We start from the raw sequence: 16027 nt of genomic DNA, 5'->3' as shown, positions 1-16027 counted from the left end.
GCCCACCGAAGGGTCAGGCGGTGATCGACTGTCGGTTGTCGCTCGACTCGACCTCGATCTTGCGGGGCTTCGCGCGCTCGCTGACCGGGATGATCACCGAGAGCACGCCGCTCTCGTACGAGGCGCTGATCGCGTCGAGGTCGACGCCGTCGCCGAGCGAGAACTGGCGGAGGAACGAGCCCGCCCCGCGTTCGCGTGCGAGCCAGCGGACGCCTTCGCGACCGTCGGCCGTGCGCTGCGCGCGGATCGTGAGCTGTCCGCCGTCGAGGTCGACGTCGATCGAGCCCGGATCGATGCCGGGGAGGTCGGCGTGCAGGATGTACCTGTCGCCGTCGCGGTAGAGGTCCACCGGCATGAGACGCGGTGCGCGGACGGAGTCCAGCACGCTCGCAGCGAAGCGGTCGAGCTGACTGAACGGATCGAAGGACATGGCCATGAGTGTCTCCTTTCGTGTGGCCCGAGCGGGCGTTCTCCGGTGCAGATTATCTGCAACCGTTGCTATAGATTTGTTATAGAACAACGCGAGATAGAATGCAAGTGCGTCGAGAGGGAGGTGCCCATGGGTGATCGTGATCCGAGCATGCCGGTCTACGGCATCGCCGTCGCCGCGCAGCTCAGCGGGGTCCCCGAGGCCAGCCTCCGACTCTTCGAGGCGAAGGGGCTGGTCACGCCCGCGCGCAGCGAGGGCGGCACGCGCCGCTACAGCGATGACGACCTCGAGCGCATCCGCCGGGTGACCGGGCTGCGCGTCGAGGGCATCAACATCGTCGGCATCCGTCGCGTGCTTGATCTGGAGGATGAGAACGCCGGCCTCCGCGACGAGCTCGCCGACGAGCGCCCCTGATCCGCGGCCCGCTGCGCCCCGTGACCGACGCGGCTGCGCCCCGTGACCGACGCGGCTGCGCCCCGCGACCGACGCGGGAGGGCAGTACTTTAGGGGCATGGATGCCGAGATCTTCTACGTGCTCGTCGGTGCTGTCGTGGTGGCCGCGATCGCCCGATGGCGCGTCTGGCCGGCGCCGCTCCTCGTCACTGTCGTGGCGCTCGCGGCATCCTTCCTGCCCTTCGTGCCGGATGTCGAGATCGACGGCCATCTGCTGCTGAACCTCGTGCTGCCGCCGCTGCTCTATTCGGCGGCCCTGGACGTCTCGTTCGTCGGCTTCAAGCGCAGCCTCCCGCAGATCCGCCGGCTCGGCATCTGGCTCGTGCTGCTCACGGCGCTCGCGGTGGGGTTCGTGGCCTGGTGGATCATGCCGTCGCTGACCCTGCCGGGCGCCCTGCTGCTCGGCGCGATCGTGGCGCCGCCGGATGCGGTGTCGGCCGCCGCGATCGGCCGCAAGCTCGGTCTGCCGCGCCGCATCATGACTGTGCTCTCGGGCGAGAGTCTGATCAACGATGCGACCTCGCTGACGCTGTACCGCGTGTTCGCGGCGATCCTCGCGGGCGCGACCGTCTCGGTGTGGGGCGGCGTGGGACAGTTCCTGCTGGCCGTCGCCGTGGGTGTCGCGATCGGACTCGTCTTCGGCATCCTGCTGCATCAGCTCCGCATGCGGATCAACGATGCGGTCGTGATCGGGACCTTCGGCCTGCTCGCACCGTTCGGCGCCTATGCGATCGCCGAGCACCTGCTGGGTTCCGGAGTGCTCGCGGTCGTCGCGATGGGCCTGTACGTCGGATACAACTCGCCCCGCACCGATTACACGACCCGCCAGCAGGAGAAGCCGCTCTGGCTGTCGGCCGATCTGCTGCTCGAGAGCTTCGTGTTCGCGTACATCGGTCTGCAGTTCCCCCGGGTGCTCCGCGACCTCGGCAGCGAGTCCGTCGAGCAGATCCTCGTGCTGTCGGGCATCGTGCTGCTGGTCGTGCTCGTGGTGCGTCCGCTGTACATCTATCCGACGAGCGCGTGGGCGAACTTCCAGGACCGCAAGCGCCTTCAGCGCTGGGATCGCGGCGTCGAGAACGGGGAGTTCGAGAAACGTCACGAGAAGTCCCGGCGGTGGGGGCAGTTCACGGCCGACGAGCTGCGCACGCACATCGTGCGCGACCAGATGGCCGGGCTGCAGCTGACCTGGAAGGACAGCGCGGTGATCTCGTGGGCCGGGATGCGCGGCGTCGTGACGCTCGCGATCGCTCTCGCGGCCGCCGATCTCGCGACGCTCGACGAGGAGGCCTCGCACGCGATCGTCGTGGTGGCGTTCGTGGTGACCGTGGGCACGCTGCTGCTGCAGGGGCTCACGCTGCCGATGCTGATCCGCCGCCTCGGGATCGAGGGAGACGTCGATCACGATGACGACCAGCGTGCGCTCGCCGCGGTGCGGGAGAAGAGCCGAGAGGCCGGCAAGGCGTTCCTGGCCGAGAAGCGCGTCGAGTGGGAGGCCAAGTACGGCGAGGTCGACCTGGGAGTGTTCGATGCGTTCACGAAGCGCATGACCCGCGTCGAGAAGGACACCGACGACGCGCAGCAGGTCGAGGATGCCGCAGCTCGCCCGTCCTTCGACGACCTGGCTGCCCTGAGCCGGGGATGGCTGCAGGTGCGCCGCGACATCCTTCTCGCGGAGAGGGACGCGGGCAACCTCGATGAAGAGCTCATGCGCGAGCTGATGACGGCGATGGATGCCGAGGAGCTCGCGCTCGACACCCGCGGTGCCACCCGCCAGCAGGGTCGCGCATAGCGGGAGACGGACGAGCGCCCCGCCCCGGAAGGGACGAGGCGCTCGGGCGGTGACGGAGAGAGGTCAGCGGGTGCTGGCCGGCTCGGTCTCGGATGCCGCGGCATCCGCCTCGGGTGCGTCGTCGTCGGCCGAGTCGTCGGCGAACGGCAGGCCCTCGCGGGGCGCGTTGTAGAGCTCCTCGTCGAGGATCCCCTCGCGCTTGGCGACGATGGTGGGCACGAGCGCCTGGCCCGCGACGTTGACCGCGGTGCGGCCCATGTCGAGGATCGGGTCGATCGCGAGCAGCAGGCCGACGCCCTCGAGCGGCAGGCCGAGCGTCGACAGCGTCAGGGTGAGCATCACGGTCGCTCCCGTGGTGCCCGCGGTGGCCGCCGAGCCGACGACCGAGACGAGCACGATCAGCAGGTACTGCACGAGGGTGAGTTCGATGCCGAAGAACTGCGCGACGAAGATCGCGGCGATGGCCGGATAGATGGCGGCGCAGCCGTCCATCTTGGTGGTCGCGCCGAACGGCACGGCGAAGGAGGCGTACGAGCGGGGAACGCCGAGGTTGCGCTCGGTCACGCGCTCGGTGAGGGGCAGGGTGCCGATCGACGAGCGGCTGACGAACGCCAGCTGCACGGCGGGCCAGACGCCCGAGAAGTACTGCCTGATCGACAGGCCGTTGGTCTTCACGAGCACCGGGTAGACGACGAAGAGCACCAGAGCGAGACCGATGTACACGGCGATCGCGAACCAGCCGAGCGAGGCGAGCTTCTCCCAGCCGTACTCGACGACCGCGGCGCCGATCAGGCCGAAGGTGCCGATGGGGGCGATGCGGATGATCCACCACAGCACGCGCTGGATAACCTTGAGCAGCGACTCCGTGAACGCGAGGAAGGGCTCGGCCTTCTTGCCGGCCTTGAGCGCCGCGATGCCGACGGCGACCGCGATCACGATGACCTGCAGGATGTTGAAGTTGACGCTCGAGGAGAACGTGCCCTCGGTCGCGCCGGGGTTGGTGCTGACGCTGAGGCCGAGGAAGTTCTGCGGGATCAGACCGAGCAGGAAGTTCCACCATGTGCCCACGGTGTAGGGGGCGCTCGGGGCGAGGTCGTCGCCGGCGCGCGACCCGGGCTGGATCAGGAGTCCGAGCACGATGCCGATGCTCACGGCGATGAACGCGGTGATCGCGAACCACAGCAGCGTCTGGCCGGCCAGGCGTGCGGCGTTCTGCACCCGCCGCAGGTTCGAGATGCTCGCCACGATCGCGGTGAAGATCAGCGGCACGACGGCTGTGCGCAGCAGCGTGACGTACGAGCTGCCGATCGTGTCGAGGGTGGCCGAGAGGCCGTTCGGCTCGTCGCCGGTCGCTCCGAGCTGACGGGCGATCAGGCCGGCGGCGATGCCGAGGACGAGTGCGGCGAGGATCTGGAAGCCGAACGACGTCAGCAGCTTCCGGACGGGACCGCGGGTGTCTGGCGCCTTCGTGGCGCGGACGGTGGTGCTCATTGGATCGGGGACTCCAGAATCGGTGCGCGCCGTGTGCGCGCTATCCGTCCACGCTAGGAGCCGCGCCCGCGACCGGAGGCGGAGATGACGAAGGATGACGGATGCCGCAGCATCCGTCATCCTTCGTGGTCGGCCCGGGGGTCAGCCCGCGCACTTCTCCAGGTTGTCGGTGAGGATCTGCGTGGTGAGTGCCTTGTCCTCTTCGCTGGACTGCTTGTCCTCGCCGTTGGCGATGTAGGTGAGGGTCTCATTGCTCAGGTCGGAGTCGACGAGGGCGTCGGCGAAGCAGGTCGCGACGTCGTCCGTCACGACATCACCGAGTCCCTGCTCTTCGTAGACCTTCTGGATGCCGTCGGCGACGTCGTCGACCGCGGGGCGGGACGTTCCCCCGCAGGCGGCCAGCGAGAAGGCGAGTGCGGCGATGGGCAGAGCCATGAGGATGCGGGAGGGTGTGCGCAGGTTCCGGTCGTTGAGCTTCATGCGGTCAACGCTATCGACCCACAGGAGATTCATAGAAGGGGTTGCGCTGAGCATGCCGTCCGTGATGCTGTCCCGCGGCCGTCACCCGAGGGCGGTCATCGAAACAGGAGCCCCCATCGCGGTCCCCCTACGCGAGCACCAGCAGGTCGCCGACCTCGCAGTCGAGCGCGTCGCAGATCGCGCGCAGGGTCGAGTACCGGATCGCCCGCGCGCGGTCGTTCTTGAGCACCGACAGGTTGACGATGCTCACCCCGACGCGTGCGCTCAGCTCGGTCAGCGTCATCCCTCGCTCGGCGAGCAGCTCATCGAGCCGGCAGTGGATGCCGGTGAGCTCGTCGTCGTTCTCCGCCGGGCTCATACGAGACCCCGAGTCTCATCCTCGAGGGCCGCGTTCGTGCGCTGCAGGCGGATGCCCTGACGGAACGCTGCTGCGATGAGGCCCACCGCGACGCCGGTCGCGAAGATCGGGACGATGGACCAGAAATCGATCGGATGCACCGGCTCGCCCGTGCCGATGCCCACCGCAGCGGACACCCCGTTCAGCCCCAGTTTCTCGAGCAGCACGATGAACATCGGAGCGAGCACGAGGGTCCAGCCGATCGCGTCGAAGGCCCGTGCGTTGCTCCGCACGAAGAAGCGTCCGCGGAGGAAGTTCCAGGCGACGAGCATCACGCCGACGATGACGATCAGCGGGGCGAGCGCCCAGAGGACGAGAGAGCCGATGATCGCTGCGGTCGAAGCGGCGTCCACCCCGGTGGCGAACACCATCGCCTCCTGAGCGATCCCCTCGACCGACGCGGCTCCTGAGCCGACGGTCGCGTCGATCGGCTGCTCGTCGATCGGAATGGACCACGCGATACCTTGATCTCGGAAGGTCCCGAGCACCCGGAACACGGTGCTGATCGACGTGACCAGCAGAGCGGCTGCGCCGAAGAGGATCACGGTGATCGCATCCGCGGTCTGCGAACGTGTCGCGGTGGTCGTGCTCATCATCAGACGAGCCCGTCCGTGTCGCGCTGCAGCCGGTCGCCGATCACGAAGACCGTGCTGATCAGGGCGATGACGAACGCCCCGAGGACGAACGTGAACGGCTCGACGCTGATCACGGCGTTGTCCACCCCGTTGTCGGTGATCCTGGCGACCGTCGCGTTGGCCAGCATGTTGTCGAAGAAGCGCACGGTGGCGAACCCGACCAGGCCGGCGATCCCGGCGGTCGCGACGAGAGCGGTGTTGCGGCGGCTGAACACGCGGCCGGTCAGCACGCTCCGCGCCAGCAGGATCAGGCATCCGATGACGAGGACGATCGTGAGGATCTGCGCGACCTGCCCGATGATGCCGGGCACGGCGGCGATCGCCGGAAGCTGCGGGGCGGTGATGATCGCACTGTCGAGACCGACCGTGATGGAGTCGCCGGTGCTGAGGGGCAGCTCGACAGGCGCCGTCGAGCCGACGAACTCGACCAGCACGGGCACGTCGACCCCACGAGCCAGTTCGATGATGCGGATGATCGAGAACACCGTGATGTAGGCGGCGATCAGTGCTCCTGCGATGCAGAAGCCGATCAGGGCTCCGGAATCGCCGCGAGAGATCGTGCGGTCCTTCGTCGAGGTCATCGTCCACTCCTTATCGAGAGTCGTTATTACCGATAATCGTTAACATAACGACTGTCGATAAGTCCGTCAACCCCGGTGGTCCAGGAGACGCGTCACCGGCGGTCACGGCACTATGCCGACGGCGAACACGGGCATACTGCCTGCGCACGGTGGTTACTCTCGATGTACAAGCGCTTCACGCGTCTTCGCCAGTGTCGAACAACACGTGCGAATAAGGAGTCACAGCATGTTCGAGAGATTCACGGACCGAGCCCGTCGAGTGGTCGTCCTCGCCCAAGAAGAGGCGAAGATGCTCAACCACAACTACATCGGCACTGAGCACATCCTGCTCGGCCTCATCCACGAGGGTGAGGGTGTCGCAGCCAAGGCGCTCGAAAGCCTCGGCATCTCCCTTGACGCCGTCCGCGAGCAGGTGCAGGACATCATCGGTCAGGGCCAGCAGCAGCCCACCGGTCACATCCCGTTCACGCCGCGCGCCAAGAAGGTGCTCGAGCTCAGCCTCCGCGAGGCCCTGCAGCTCGGTCACAACTACATCGGAACCGAGCACATCCTGCTCGGCCTCATCCGCGAGGGCGAGGGTGTCGCAGCCCAGGTCCTCGTCAAGCTCGGCGCCGACCTGAACAAGGTCCGCCAGCAGGTCATCCAGCTGCTCTCGGGTGCCCCCGGACGCGAGCCGGCAGCCGTCGGCGCGCAGTCGAACGACACCCCGAGCGCCCAGGGCGGCTCGCAGGTGCTCGACCAGTTCGGCCGCAACCTCACGCAGGCCGCGCGCGACAACAAGCTCGACCCGGTCATCGGGCGCGAAAAGGAGATCGAGCGGGTCATGCAGATCCTGTCTCGCCGCTCCAAGAACAACCCCGTCCTGATCGGCGAGCCCGGCGTCGGCAAGACCGCCGTCGTCGAGGGCCTCGCTCAGGCGATCGTCAAGGGCGATGTGCCCGAGACGCTGAAGGACAAGCAGCTCTACTCGCTCGACCTCGGCTCGCTCATCGCCGGTTCCCGCTACCGCGGTGACTTCGAAGAGCGTCTCAAGAAGGTCACCAAGGAGATCCGCACGCGCGGCGACATCATCGTCTTCATCGACGAGATCCACACCCTCGTGGGTGCGGGTGCCGCCGAGGGCGCGATCGACGCGGCCAGCATCCTCAAGCCGCTCCTCGCTCGTGGCGAGCTCCAGACCATCGGCGCCACCACCCTCGACGAGTACCGCAAGCACTTCGAGAAGGATGCCGCTCTCGAGCGCCGCTTCCAGTCGATCCAGGTGAACGAGCCGAGCCTCCCTCACACGATCAACATCCTCAAGGGGCTGCGCGACCGGTACGAGGCGCACCACAAGGTGCAGATCACCGACGGCGCGATCGTCGCGGCATCGAACCTCGCCGACCGCTACGTGTCGGACCGCTTCCTGCCCGACAAGGCCATCGACCTGATCGACGAGGCCGGCGCACGCCTGCGCCTCAGCATCCTGTCGAGCCCACCCGAGCTGCGCGAATTCGACGAGAAGATCGCCAAGGTCCGCGAGCAGAAGGAAGTCGCATCCGAGGACCAGGACTTCGAGAAGGCCGCATCGCTGCGCGACGAGGAGAAGAGCCTCCTCGCCGAGCGCCTGCGCCTCGAGAAGCAGTGGCGTTCGGGTGACGTCGCGACCGCTGCGGTCGTCGACGAGGGCCTGATCGCCGAGGTGCTCGCCCAGGCCACCGGCATCCCGGTCTTCAAGCTGACGGAAGAGGAGTCCTCGCGACTCGTCTTCATGGAGAAGGCGCTGCACCAGCGCGTCATCGGTCAGGAAGAGGCCATCGCGGCGCTCTCCAAGACGATCCGCCGTCAGCGCGCCGGCCTCAAGGACCCGAAGCGTCCCTCGGGCTCGTTCATCTTCGCCGGCCCCACGGGTGTCGGAAAGACCGAGCTCGCCAAGGCGCTCGCCGAGTTCCTGTTCGACGACGAAGCGGCTCTCATCTCGCTCGACATGAGCGAGTTCGGTGAGAAGCACACCGTCTCGCGTCTGTTCGGTGCCCCTCCCGGGTTCGTCGGATTCGAAGAGGGTGGCCAGCTCACCGAGAAGGTGCGCCGCAAGCCGTTCAGCGTGGTGCTGTTCGACGAGATCGAGAAGGCCCACCCGGACATCTTCAACTCGCTGCTGCAGATCCTCGAAGAGGGTCGCCTGACCGATGGTCAGGGCCGCGTGATCGACTTCAAGAACACCGTCATCATCATGACCACCAACCTCGGTGCGCGTGACATCGCCGGTGGTCCGGTCGGATTCCAGATCGAGGGCGTCAACTCGACGAACTACGAGCGGATGAAGGGCAAGGTCAACGAAGAGCTCAAGCGCAACTTCAAGCCCGAGTTCCTCAACCGTGTCGACGACATCATCGTGTTCCCGCAGCTGTCGAAGGAAGAGCTGGTGCAGATCGTCGATCTGTTCACGAAGCGCCTCGGCGAGCGTCTGCTCGACCGCGACATGACGATCGAGCTCTCGCAGGCCGCCAAGGAGCGTCTCATCGAGATCGGGTTCGACCCGGCGCTCGGTGCCCGTCCGCTGCGTCGCGCGATGCAGCACGAGGTCGAGGACCGTCTGTCGGAGAAGATCCTGCACGGCGAGCTGAACCCCGGCGACCACGTGAAGGTCGACGCGAAGGACGGCGAGTTCCTGTTCGAGCACGGTCCCCGTGGCGAGAAGGTCGCGGTCGGCGTCAACACCGGCGGAGCGATCTCCGGCACCCCCGACCTGGCGGTCGCCAGCGGGGAGTGACCTGATCACAGAAGGGGCGGATGCTGCGGCATCCGCCCCTTCTGCGTGTACGGGGGACTCCAGCACTCCGGCATTCCGGGCTCGCTCAGGGTCTGGGGAGGTGACGGGTTCTAGGCTTGACGGTGTGAGCGAGTACATCGTCCGGCCTGCGCGCAGCGCCGACATCATCGGCATCCGGAACCTTCTGCAGCCGATGGTCGAGCAGCGCATCCTGCTCGGCAAGGATCTCGCTGTGCTCTACGGCGCCGTGCAGGAGTTCGTCGTGGCCGAAGCCGACGGCGAGCTGATCGGATGCGGTGCGCTGCACGTCTTCTGGGAGGACCTCGGCGAGGTGCGCACCCTCATGGTCCGCGGGGACTGGCTGCACCACGGCGTCGGCGGCGCGATCGTCGGCGCGCTCGAAGAGCAGGCTCGCGAGCTCGGGCTCAGCCGACTGTTCTGCCTGACCTTCGAGGTCGACTTCTTCGGCCGCCGCGGATACTCGATCATCGGCGAACAGGTCGTCGACCCCGACGTCTACTCTCAGCTGCTGCGCAGCGGCGACGCGGGTGTCGAGGAGTTCCTCGATCTCGCGCATGTCAAGCCGAACACGCTCGGCAACACCAGGATGCTGAAGAGCCTCAACTAACCTGAATCAATGCCTCGCCACTCCGCCGCCGTCTATCGTCGCCGCCGATTGGTGACCCTCGTCGCGGCGATCCTGCTCGTCGCCGTCATCGGCGCCGCGGTGTGGCTGCTCCTGGAACGCCCGTGGGCCAGCGCCGCCGAGGCGACGCCCTCGCCGAGCGCCTCGGCCTCGGGATCCCCGTCGCCGGATGCCACGACCTCCGAGTCGCCCGCAGCCGAGTCGCCGTCGCCTGAGCCGTCGGCCGATGAGACGCCCGGGATCGTCGCGTGCGAGGCCAAGGACGTCGAGGTGGCTGCCGTGACGGATGCAGATTCGTACGATCCCGGGGTGCTGCCGCAGCTGTCGATATCGCTGACGAACCGCGGGTCGACCGACTGCGCGATCGATGTGGGGTCAACGACTCAGCGGATGACGGTGTCGAGCGGCACCGATGTCTGGTGGACGTCGACCGACTGCCAGGAGAACCCGAGCAGCATGGTCGCCACGCTCACCGCCGGCGCGACCGTGACGAGCAAGGTGCCGGTCACCTGGGACCGCACGCGGTCGAGCGTCGAGACCTGCGCGGACGAGAATCGGCCGCGAGCTCCCGGCGGCGGAGCGTCGTATCACGTCGCTGTCGAGATCGGCGGCTTCAAGGGCACGACGACGAAGCAGATCCTCCTCTATTGAGGCAAAAACTAGCCAAAGGTCTTGAATACAGTCCTGCACTCAGTTTCGGGTGACACTGCTGTTTCTTTGGGATACCATTGGAGTGACCCTCGCAGACTTGCGGCGCATGCCATCCCCAGTGGCGTCGAGCACAGCGTCCCCAGCGCTTCGACATGCCGCCCGAGGGTCCGTGGGCCCTCTCGAGTACCCCAGTCCCCAATGGATGACTCGAGAGGGCCCCTTTCTTCTCCCGGCTCGGTTTCGGACCGCGCTGCGGCATCCGCTGAATATGCTGGATGCATGGCAGCGAAGAAGTCGAAATCCGCGAAGAGCAAGCCCGCACCTGAGGATTTCCGGTCGGATGCCCTCGCCCAGGCGTTGGAGAAGCAGGACATCGCGGCGGTCGCTCTCGCACTGCGCCACGGCACCACCGTCGTGCCGCTCGTGAAGCCCGGCGCCCGCGACAATCCTCTCGACAGTGGCGAGGTCTGGACCTATCGCGACCCCAACTCGGGCGATCTGGCGCTGCTGCTGTTCAGCGATGCCAAGAACAAGCCGGCGAACCTCCCGCCAGGGGTCGGCATCTACAGCGCTGAGTGGCTGCGGAAGTTCCTCGGCGCGCACCCGATCACCACGGTGTTCCTCGACATCGCGGGACCGCACCCGATGCAGGCCTCGCCCGAGGAGCTGCTCAAGGCCCTCGACGCCTGAGTAGCGGTGCGAGCTCGCGTGCTCTCGCGACCGGCGCAGGCCCCGCGGCCCGTGCCGGGTCACTTTCGCATCGGGTGATCTCTGCGGGGTCACTTTCGCATCCCGATCGCCCGTTTGGGGTGCGGAAGTGGCCCCGCTTGACGGTGCGGTGCGGAAGTGGCCCCGCTTGACGGCGCGGTGCGGAAGTGGCCCCGCTTGACGGCGCGGTGCGGAAGTGGCCCCGCTTGACGGTGTTCGGCCCGGATGAGCGCGGGACAGGCGCTCATCGCCGCGGGCTCAGAACGGCGGGATGTCGGCTTCGCTGCGCCTGCTCGTGTTCCGCGCACGCACGTCGTTGAGCGCCGCACGCAGCGTCTTCGAGCGGTCGTCGACCACCTGGTCGTAGCCGAGCCGCGACGCCTCGGACCGACGCTGCGCCGACTGGGTGACGGGGCGGATCTCGCCGGCGAGGCTGAGCTCTCCGACGGCGGCGACCGTGCGAGGCACCGAGATCTGCTGGATCGACCCCGCCACGGCGATCGCGATCGCGAGGTCGGCCGCAGGCTCGGTGAAACGCACCCCGCCGACGGTCGAGACGTAGACGTCGAGGTTGCTCGTCTTGATGCCGGCGCGGCGTTCGAGGATCGCGAGCACCATCGCGACACGCGACGAATCGAGTCCGTGCACCACTCGACGGGGATTCGGCGCGGTGGTGGTGATCGTCAGCGCCTGCACCTCGACCGGCAGCGCCCTGCGGCCCTCGAGCGAGATCGCGACGCAGGTTCCCGGCTCGGTGGCACCCTGTGAGAGGAAGAGACCGGACGGGTCGGGCACCTCGGAGATGCCCGCACCCGTCATCTCGAAGCAGCCGACCTCGTCGGTCGGACCGAAGCGATTCTTCAGCGCGCGGATGAAACGCAGCGACGTCTGACGGTCGCCCTCGAAGTGGCAGACGACGTCGACGAGATGCTCGAGCACGCGCGGCCCGGCGACGGTTCCGTCTTTCGTCACGTGCCCGACGAGGATGACGGGCAGCCCGCGGTCCTTCGCGACGCGGATCAGCGTGGCCGCCACTTCTCGGACCTGGCTCGGCTGACCGGCCGCGCCGTCGATGAGCGACGACGACACGGTCTGCACCGAGTCGACGATCACGAGCTGCGGGGCGACCTCGTCGATGTGGCCGAGGATCGTCGCGAGGTCGGTCTCGCTCGCCAGGTAGAGCTCGTCGTGCAGCGCGCCTGTGCGCTCGGCGCGCAGGCGCACCTGTGCCGGAGACTCCTCGGCGCTCGCATAGAGCACCCGACGGCCGGAGCGGGCGGCTTGAGCGGCGACCTCGAGCAGCAGCGTCGACTTGCCCACACCTGGTTCTCCGCTGAGCAGGATCGCCGCGCCGGGAACGATGCCCCCGCCGAGCACGCGGTCGAACTCGCCGACCCCGCTCGTGCGACGTGGGGCGTCTTCGGTGGTGATCTGCGTGATCGGTCGCGCGGCCTTCGCCGCGGTCGGCGCGAGCGGCGTGATCCGGCTCAGGATGCCCGTCTGGGTGCCCTGCTCCTGTACCGTTCCCCACTGCTGGCACTCGGCGCAGCGACCCACCCACTTGGCGGTCGTCCACCCGCATTCGGTGCAGACGTACGCAGGAGGAGCGGGTTTTCGGGTGGCCATGCAGCCAGGCTATCGCCGAGATCAGACATCCCTATCGCCTGGGGCATTATTCACGGCCGAACCACCCCATGGCGCCGAGCCCCCGCGGGATACTGGATCCATGGCCAACGGCGGGCCCGTCTGCGGGCCGATCTCGACCTTCTCGCGAGTGCAGATCCTGCACGCGCTGTTCGAAGGCGGCCCCCGCATCGATGGCGACGCCGAGCACGACGGCGGACCCGTGCGGACCCGCGGGGAGCGCACGATCGGCGAGCTGTGCGAGGCCACCGGCCTGCATCCCAACACGGTCCGCGAGCACCTGCAGCGCCTCATCGAAGGCGGCTACGTCATCCAGGCCAGTGAGCGCCGCACCACTCGCGGCCGTCCGCGCACGCTGTACAGCGCAGTGACCGGTGCAGCGGATGCCTCGAGTCCCATCGCCCGCGACAAGGCGAAGGCGGCCGCCGTCCGCGGCGATCTGCTGCGTCGGGTCCTGCCTGCGTCGGCATCCTCTCTCGGTCGCGATGCGACCTACCAGCTGGACGCCCTGATCGAACACTTGGAGGAGAGCGGCTTCGAGCCCGTCGTCGATGACGAGCAGCTCACCGTCGATCTCAGCCCGTGCCCGCATGCCGCGGGTCGCGCCGAAGACCGTCCGATGCTGTGCTCCGTGCACCTCGGCCTCATGCAGGGGGTGCTCACCGAAGCCGGTGGGCCGCTCGCCGCCGAGGCCGTTCGCACCTCCGCCCTGCCGGCGGACTGCACCGTGCAGCTGCGTCTGACGGAGATGTCCGCCGCCTAGGCGCGCATCTGCCTTATTCACGGTCGGCGGCCCATCGGGGGCGGCAGGCCCGTCGTTAGCGTGGCACCCAGGGCGCGGAAGAAGGAGTGGCTCATGGAATGGTTGGACCCGCTGGTCCTGTCTCGATGGCAGTTCGGTCTCACGACCGTCTATCACTACCTGTTCGTGCCGCTGACGATCGGCATGGCGCTCGTCGCCGCGATCTTCCAGACCGCGTGGGTGCGCACCGGCAAGGTGCAGTACCTGCACCTCACCCGGTTCTTCGGCAAGATCTTCCTCATCAACTTCGCCATGGGCGTCGTGACGGGCATCGTGCAGGAGTTCCAGTTCGGCATGAACTGGTCGGACTACTCGCGCTTCGTCGGCGACGTCTTCGGCGCTCCGCTCGCGTTCGAGGGGCTGCTCGCCTTCTTCTTCGAGGCCACGTTCATCGGCCTCTGGATCTTCGGATGGGACAAGCTGCCGCAGAAGCTGCATCTCGCCACGATCTGGTGCGTCTCGATCGGCAGCATCCTGTCGGCCTACTTCATCATCGCCGCGAACGCCTTCATGCAGAACCCGGTCGGGTACGTCTTCAACCCCGAGACGAACCGCGCCGAGCTCACCGACTTCTGGGCGCTGCTGACCAACCCGGTCGCGCTCGCCGCCTTCCCGCACACCATCTTCGGCGCGCTGATGTTCGCCGCCGGCGTCGTGATCTCGGTCTCGGCCTGGCACCTGGCACGCGGACAGCACTTCGACACCATGCGCATCTCGCTGAAGTTCGGCCTGTGGGCGATGATCTTCTCGACCGCCGGGGTCGTGCTCACGGGTGACCAGCTGGGCCTCGCGATGTATGCCGCTCAGCCGATGAAGATGGCAGCCGCCGAGGCGACCTTCAACACGGTGTGCGGCCCGGATGCCTCCTTCAGCCTCTTCACGCTGGGCACCCCCGACGGCAGCTCCGAGCTGTTCTCGATCCGCGTGCCGTACCTGCTGTCGCTGCTGTCGACCCACACGTTCGACGCGTGCGTGCACGGCATCAACGACCTCAACGCCGAGTACGCCACCACCTTCGCCGACACCGGACTCACCGAGTTCGCTCCGATCCTCTGGGTCACGTACTGGGCGTTCCGCTGGATGATCGGCCTCGGCATGGCCGCCGCCCTCGTCGCCGTGGTCGGCCTCTGGGTCACCCGCAAGAGCGCCAAGAACCCGCCGGCGCCGTGGATGTGGAAGCTCGCGATCTGGTCGTTCCCGCTCGCGCTCGTCGCCAACATCATGGGCTGGGTCTTCACCGAGATGGGCAGGCAGCCCTGGATCGTCTTCGGACTCATGACCACGCAGGACGGCGTCTCGCCGGGCGTCAGCGGCGTCGAGGTGCTGATCTCGCTGATCGCCTTCACCGCGATCTACGCCGCGCTCGCCGTGGTCGAGATCCGCCTCATCATCCGTGCGGCCCAGAAGGGTCCGGACACCGAAGAGCAGCCCCACGAGGAGACGGCCCAGCTGCCGTCCGTCGTGTACTGAGAAAGGGATCAGTCATGGAATACATGTGGTTCTGGATCGTCGCCTTCCTCTTCGTCGGCTACTTCGTGCTCGACGGGTTCGACTTCGGCGTGGGCATGTCGCTGCCGTTCCTCGGCAAGAACGACGTCTCGCGTCGCCAGGTCATCAACACGATCGGCCCCATCTGGGATCTCAACGAGACCTGGGTGATCGTCGCCGGCGCCTGCCTGTTCGCGTCGTTCCCCGAGTGGTACGCGACACTGTTCAGCGGGTTCTACCTGCCGCTGCTGCTGATCCTGCTCGCGCTGATCCTGCGCGGGGTGTCGTTCGAGTACCGGCACCAGCGTGAGGGCGCTCAGTGGAAGCGCGGCTTCGACCGGATGATCGTGATCGGCTCGGCCGTGCCCGCGCTGCTGTGGGGTGTCGCGTTCGGCAACATCGTGCAGGGCGTGGCGATCGACGAGAACCACATCTACGTGGGCGGGTTCTTCGCACTGCTGAACCCCTATTCGCTGCTCGTCGGCGTCACGACGCTGCTGCTGTTCTTCCTGCACGGCGTGCTGTTCGTCTCGCTCAAGACCGACGGACAGGTGCACTCAGACGCTCGTCGTCTGGTCAAGCTCGCCGCCGGCCCGACGGTGCTCGCCGCCGCTGGCACCGTGCTCTGGACGATCGGAATCGCCTGGGATCGCGAGTCTCCGCTCATGCTGATGGTCATCGGATGCGGGCTCGTCGCGGCGCTCGCCCTGATCGCGTCGGTGCTCTTCTCGATGCGCGGACGTGACGGACGGGCCTTCACGGCGGGCGCCGTCACCGTGGCATCCGCTGTCGTGATGCTGTTCGCGGCGCTGTTCCCCTACGTGATGCCGTCGACGATCGACCCGGCCTTCAGCCTCACGATCGAGAACGCCTCGAGCACGCCGTATACGCTGACGATCATGAGCTGGACCGCCCTGATCGCCCTGCCGCTGGTGCTCGCGTACCAGACCTGGACGTACTGGATCTTCCGCAAGCGCGTCACCCGCAGCTCGATCGAGGGGGCTCCGGCGCACGCGTGAGACACGACTTCTGCTCCGGTCGCAGTTCGCGCCGCCTCTCTGATCGGGGAGCGGCACGAAC

General features: G+C 67.5%; 16 protein-coding genes. 9 read left to right on the top strand and 7 right to left on the bottom strand.

From position 1 onward, the window contains the following. Positions 1-13 precede the first annotated feature (13 nt). Complete coding sequence (locus SOM10_RS14270; RefSeq protein WP_053097741.1) at positions 14-436, bottom strand: Hsp20/alpha crystallin family protein; 423 nt, start codon at positions 434-436, stop codon at positions 14-16. Between the two features lie 123 nt (positions 437-559). Between SOM10_RS14270 and SOM10_RS14265 the strand changes: the two genes are divergently transcribed. Both SOM10_RS14265 and SOM10_RS14260 read left to right on the top strand, forming a co-directional pair. Further along, positions 560-844 (top strand): MerR family transcriptional regulator, encoded by a 285-nt coding sequence (locus SOM10_RS14265; protein ID WP_187250757.1) that lies wholly within the window; start codon positions 560-562, stop codon positions 842-844. A 97-nt stretch (positions 845-941) separates the two neighbouring features. Beyond that, positions 942-2672, top strand: coding sequence for a sodium:proton antiporter (locus SOM10_RS14260; RefSeq protein ID WP_320490655.1), 1731 nt, complete (start codon positions 942-944; stop codon positions 2670-2672). A gap of 63 nt (positions 2673-2735) precedes the next feature. Here SOM10_RS14260 and SOM10_RS14255 read toward each other — a convergent pair whose 3' ends face one another. From SOM10_RS14255 to SOM10_RS14235, 5 genes are all read right to left on the bottom strand, one after another. Beyond that, positions 2736-4163 (bottom strand): dicarboxylate/amino acid:cation symporter, encoded by a 1428-nt coding sequence (locus tag SOM10_RS14255; RefSeq protein WP_320490653.1) that lies wholly within the window; start codon positions 4161-4163, stop codon positions 2736-2738. 141 nt (positions 4164-4304) lie between these two features. Beyond that, positions 4305-4643 carry a hypothetical protein gene (locus SOM10_RS14250; RefSeq protein WP_053097737.1) on the bottom strand — a complete coding sequence of 113 codons (339 nt, stop codon included), beginning with the start codon at positions 4641-4643 and terminating at the stop codon, positions 4305-4307. A gap of 127 nt (positions 4644-4770) precedes the next feature. Beyond that, entirely contained in the window at positions 4771-5001 is a 231-nt protein-coding gene (locus SOM10_RS14245) for a helix-turn-helix domain-containing protein (RefSeq protein WP_053097736.1), read from the bottom strand. Further along, entirely contained in the window at positions 4998-5633 is a 636-nt protein-coding gene (locus SOM10_RS14240; protein ID WP_320490650.1) for a hypothetical protein, read from the bottom strand. The genes SOM10_RS14245 and SOM10_RS14240 overlap by 4 nt, the downstream gene beginning before the upstream one ends. 2 nt (positions 5634-5635) lie before the next feature. After that, positions 5636-6256, bottom strand: a complete 621-nt coding sequence (locus SOM10_RS14235; protein ID WP_053097734.1) for a DUF2975 domain-containing protein — start codon at positions 6254-6256, stop codon at positions 5636-5638. A 226-nt stretch (positions 6257-6482) separates the two neighbouring features. Here SOM10_RS14235 and SOM10_RS14230 point away from each other — a divergent pair, with 226 nt between their 5' ends. From SOM10_RS14230 to SOM10_RS14215, 4 genes are all read left to right on the top strand, one after another. Then, complete coding sequence (locus tag SOM10_RS14230; RefSeq protein WP_053097733.1) at positions 6483-9008, top strand: ATP-dependent Clp protease ATP-binding subunit; 2526 nt, start codon at positions 6483-6485, stop codon at positions 9006-9008. 124 nt (positions 9009-9132) lie between these two features. Continuing rightward, positions 9133-9636: an amino-acid N-acetyltransferase gene (locus SOM10_RS14225; protein ID WP_042539928.1), complete on the top strand. Its 504-nt coding sequence runs from the start codon at positions 9133-9135 to the stop codon at positions 9634-9636. 9 nt (positions 9637-9645) lie between these two features. Beyond that, positions 9646-10305, top strand: coding sequence for a hypothetical protein (locus SOM10_RS14220; protein WP_320490647.1), 660 nt, complete (start codon positions 9646-9648; stop codon positions 10303-10305). Positions 10306-10584: 279 nt separating this feature from the next. Further along, positions 10585-10995 carry a hypothetical protein gene (locus SOM10_RS14215; protein ID WP_053097730.1) on the top strand — a complete coding sequence of 137 codons (411 nt, stop codon included), beginning with the start codon at positions 10585-10587 and terminating at the stop codon, positions 10993-10995. Positions 10996-11271: 276 nt separating this feature from the next. Here the strand turns inward: SOM10_RS14215 and radA are convergent, their stop codons facing one another. Further along, entirely contained in the window at positions 11272-12639 is a 1368-nt protein-coding gene (radA, locus tag SOM10_RS14210; RefSeq protein WP_053097729.1) for a DNA repair protein RadA, read from the bottom strand. 100 nt (positions 12640-12739) lie between these two features. On the opposite strand from radA, the gene SOM10_RS14205 reads away from it, so the two are divergent. From SOM10_RS14205 to cydB, 3 genes are all read left to right on the top strand, one after another. Then, positions 12740-13420, top strand: coding sequence for an ArsR family transcriptional regulator (locus SOM10_RS14205; protein ID WP_053097728.1), 681 nt, complete (start codon positions 12740-12742; stop codon positions 13418-13420). A gap of 93 nt (positions 13421-13513) precedes the next feature. Beyond that, positions 13514-14929 (top strand): cytochrome ubiquinol oxidase subunit I, encoded by a 1416-nt coding sequence (locus SOM10_RS14200; protein WP_320490645.1) that lies wholly within the window; start codon positions 13514-13516, stop codon positions 14927-14929. A 14-nt stretch (positions 14930-14943) separates the two neighbouring features. Next, positions 14944-15966 carry a cytochrome d ubiquinol oxidase subunit II gene (cydB, locus tag SOM10_RS14195; protein ID WP_072591877.1) on the top strand — a complete coding sequence of 341 codons (1023 nt, stop codon included), beginning with the start codon at positions 14944-14946 and terminating at the stop codon, positions 15964-15966. The last annotated feature ends 61 nt before the right edge of the window (positions 15967-16027 follow it).

It is taken from the genome of Microbacterium sp. CFBP9023, from assembly GCF_034045055.1.
In the GTDB taxonomy this organism is placed as follows: domain Bacteria; phylum Actinomycetota; class Actinomycetes; order Actinomycetales; family Microbacteriaceae; genus Microbacterium.
Note: the sequence above shows the minus strand (reverse complement) of the source record. Positions and strands in the feature narration are given on the sequence as shown.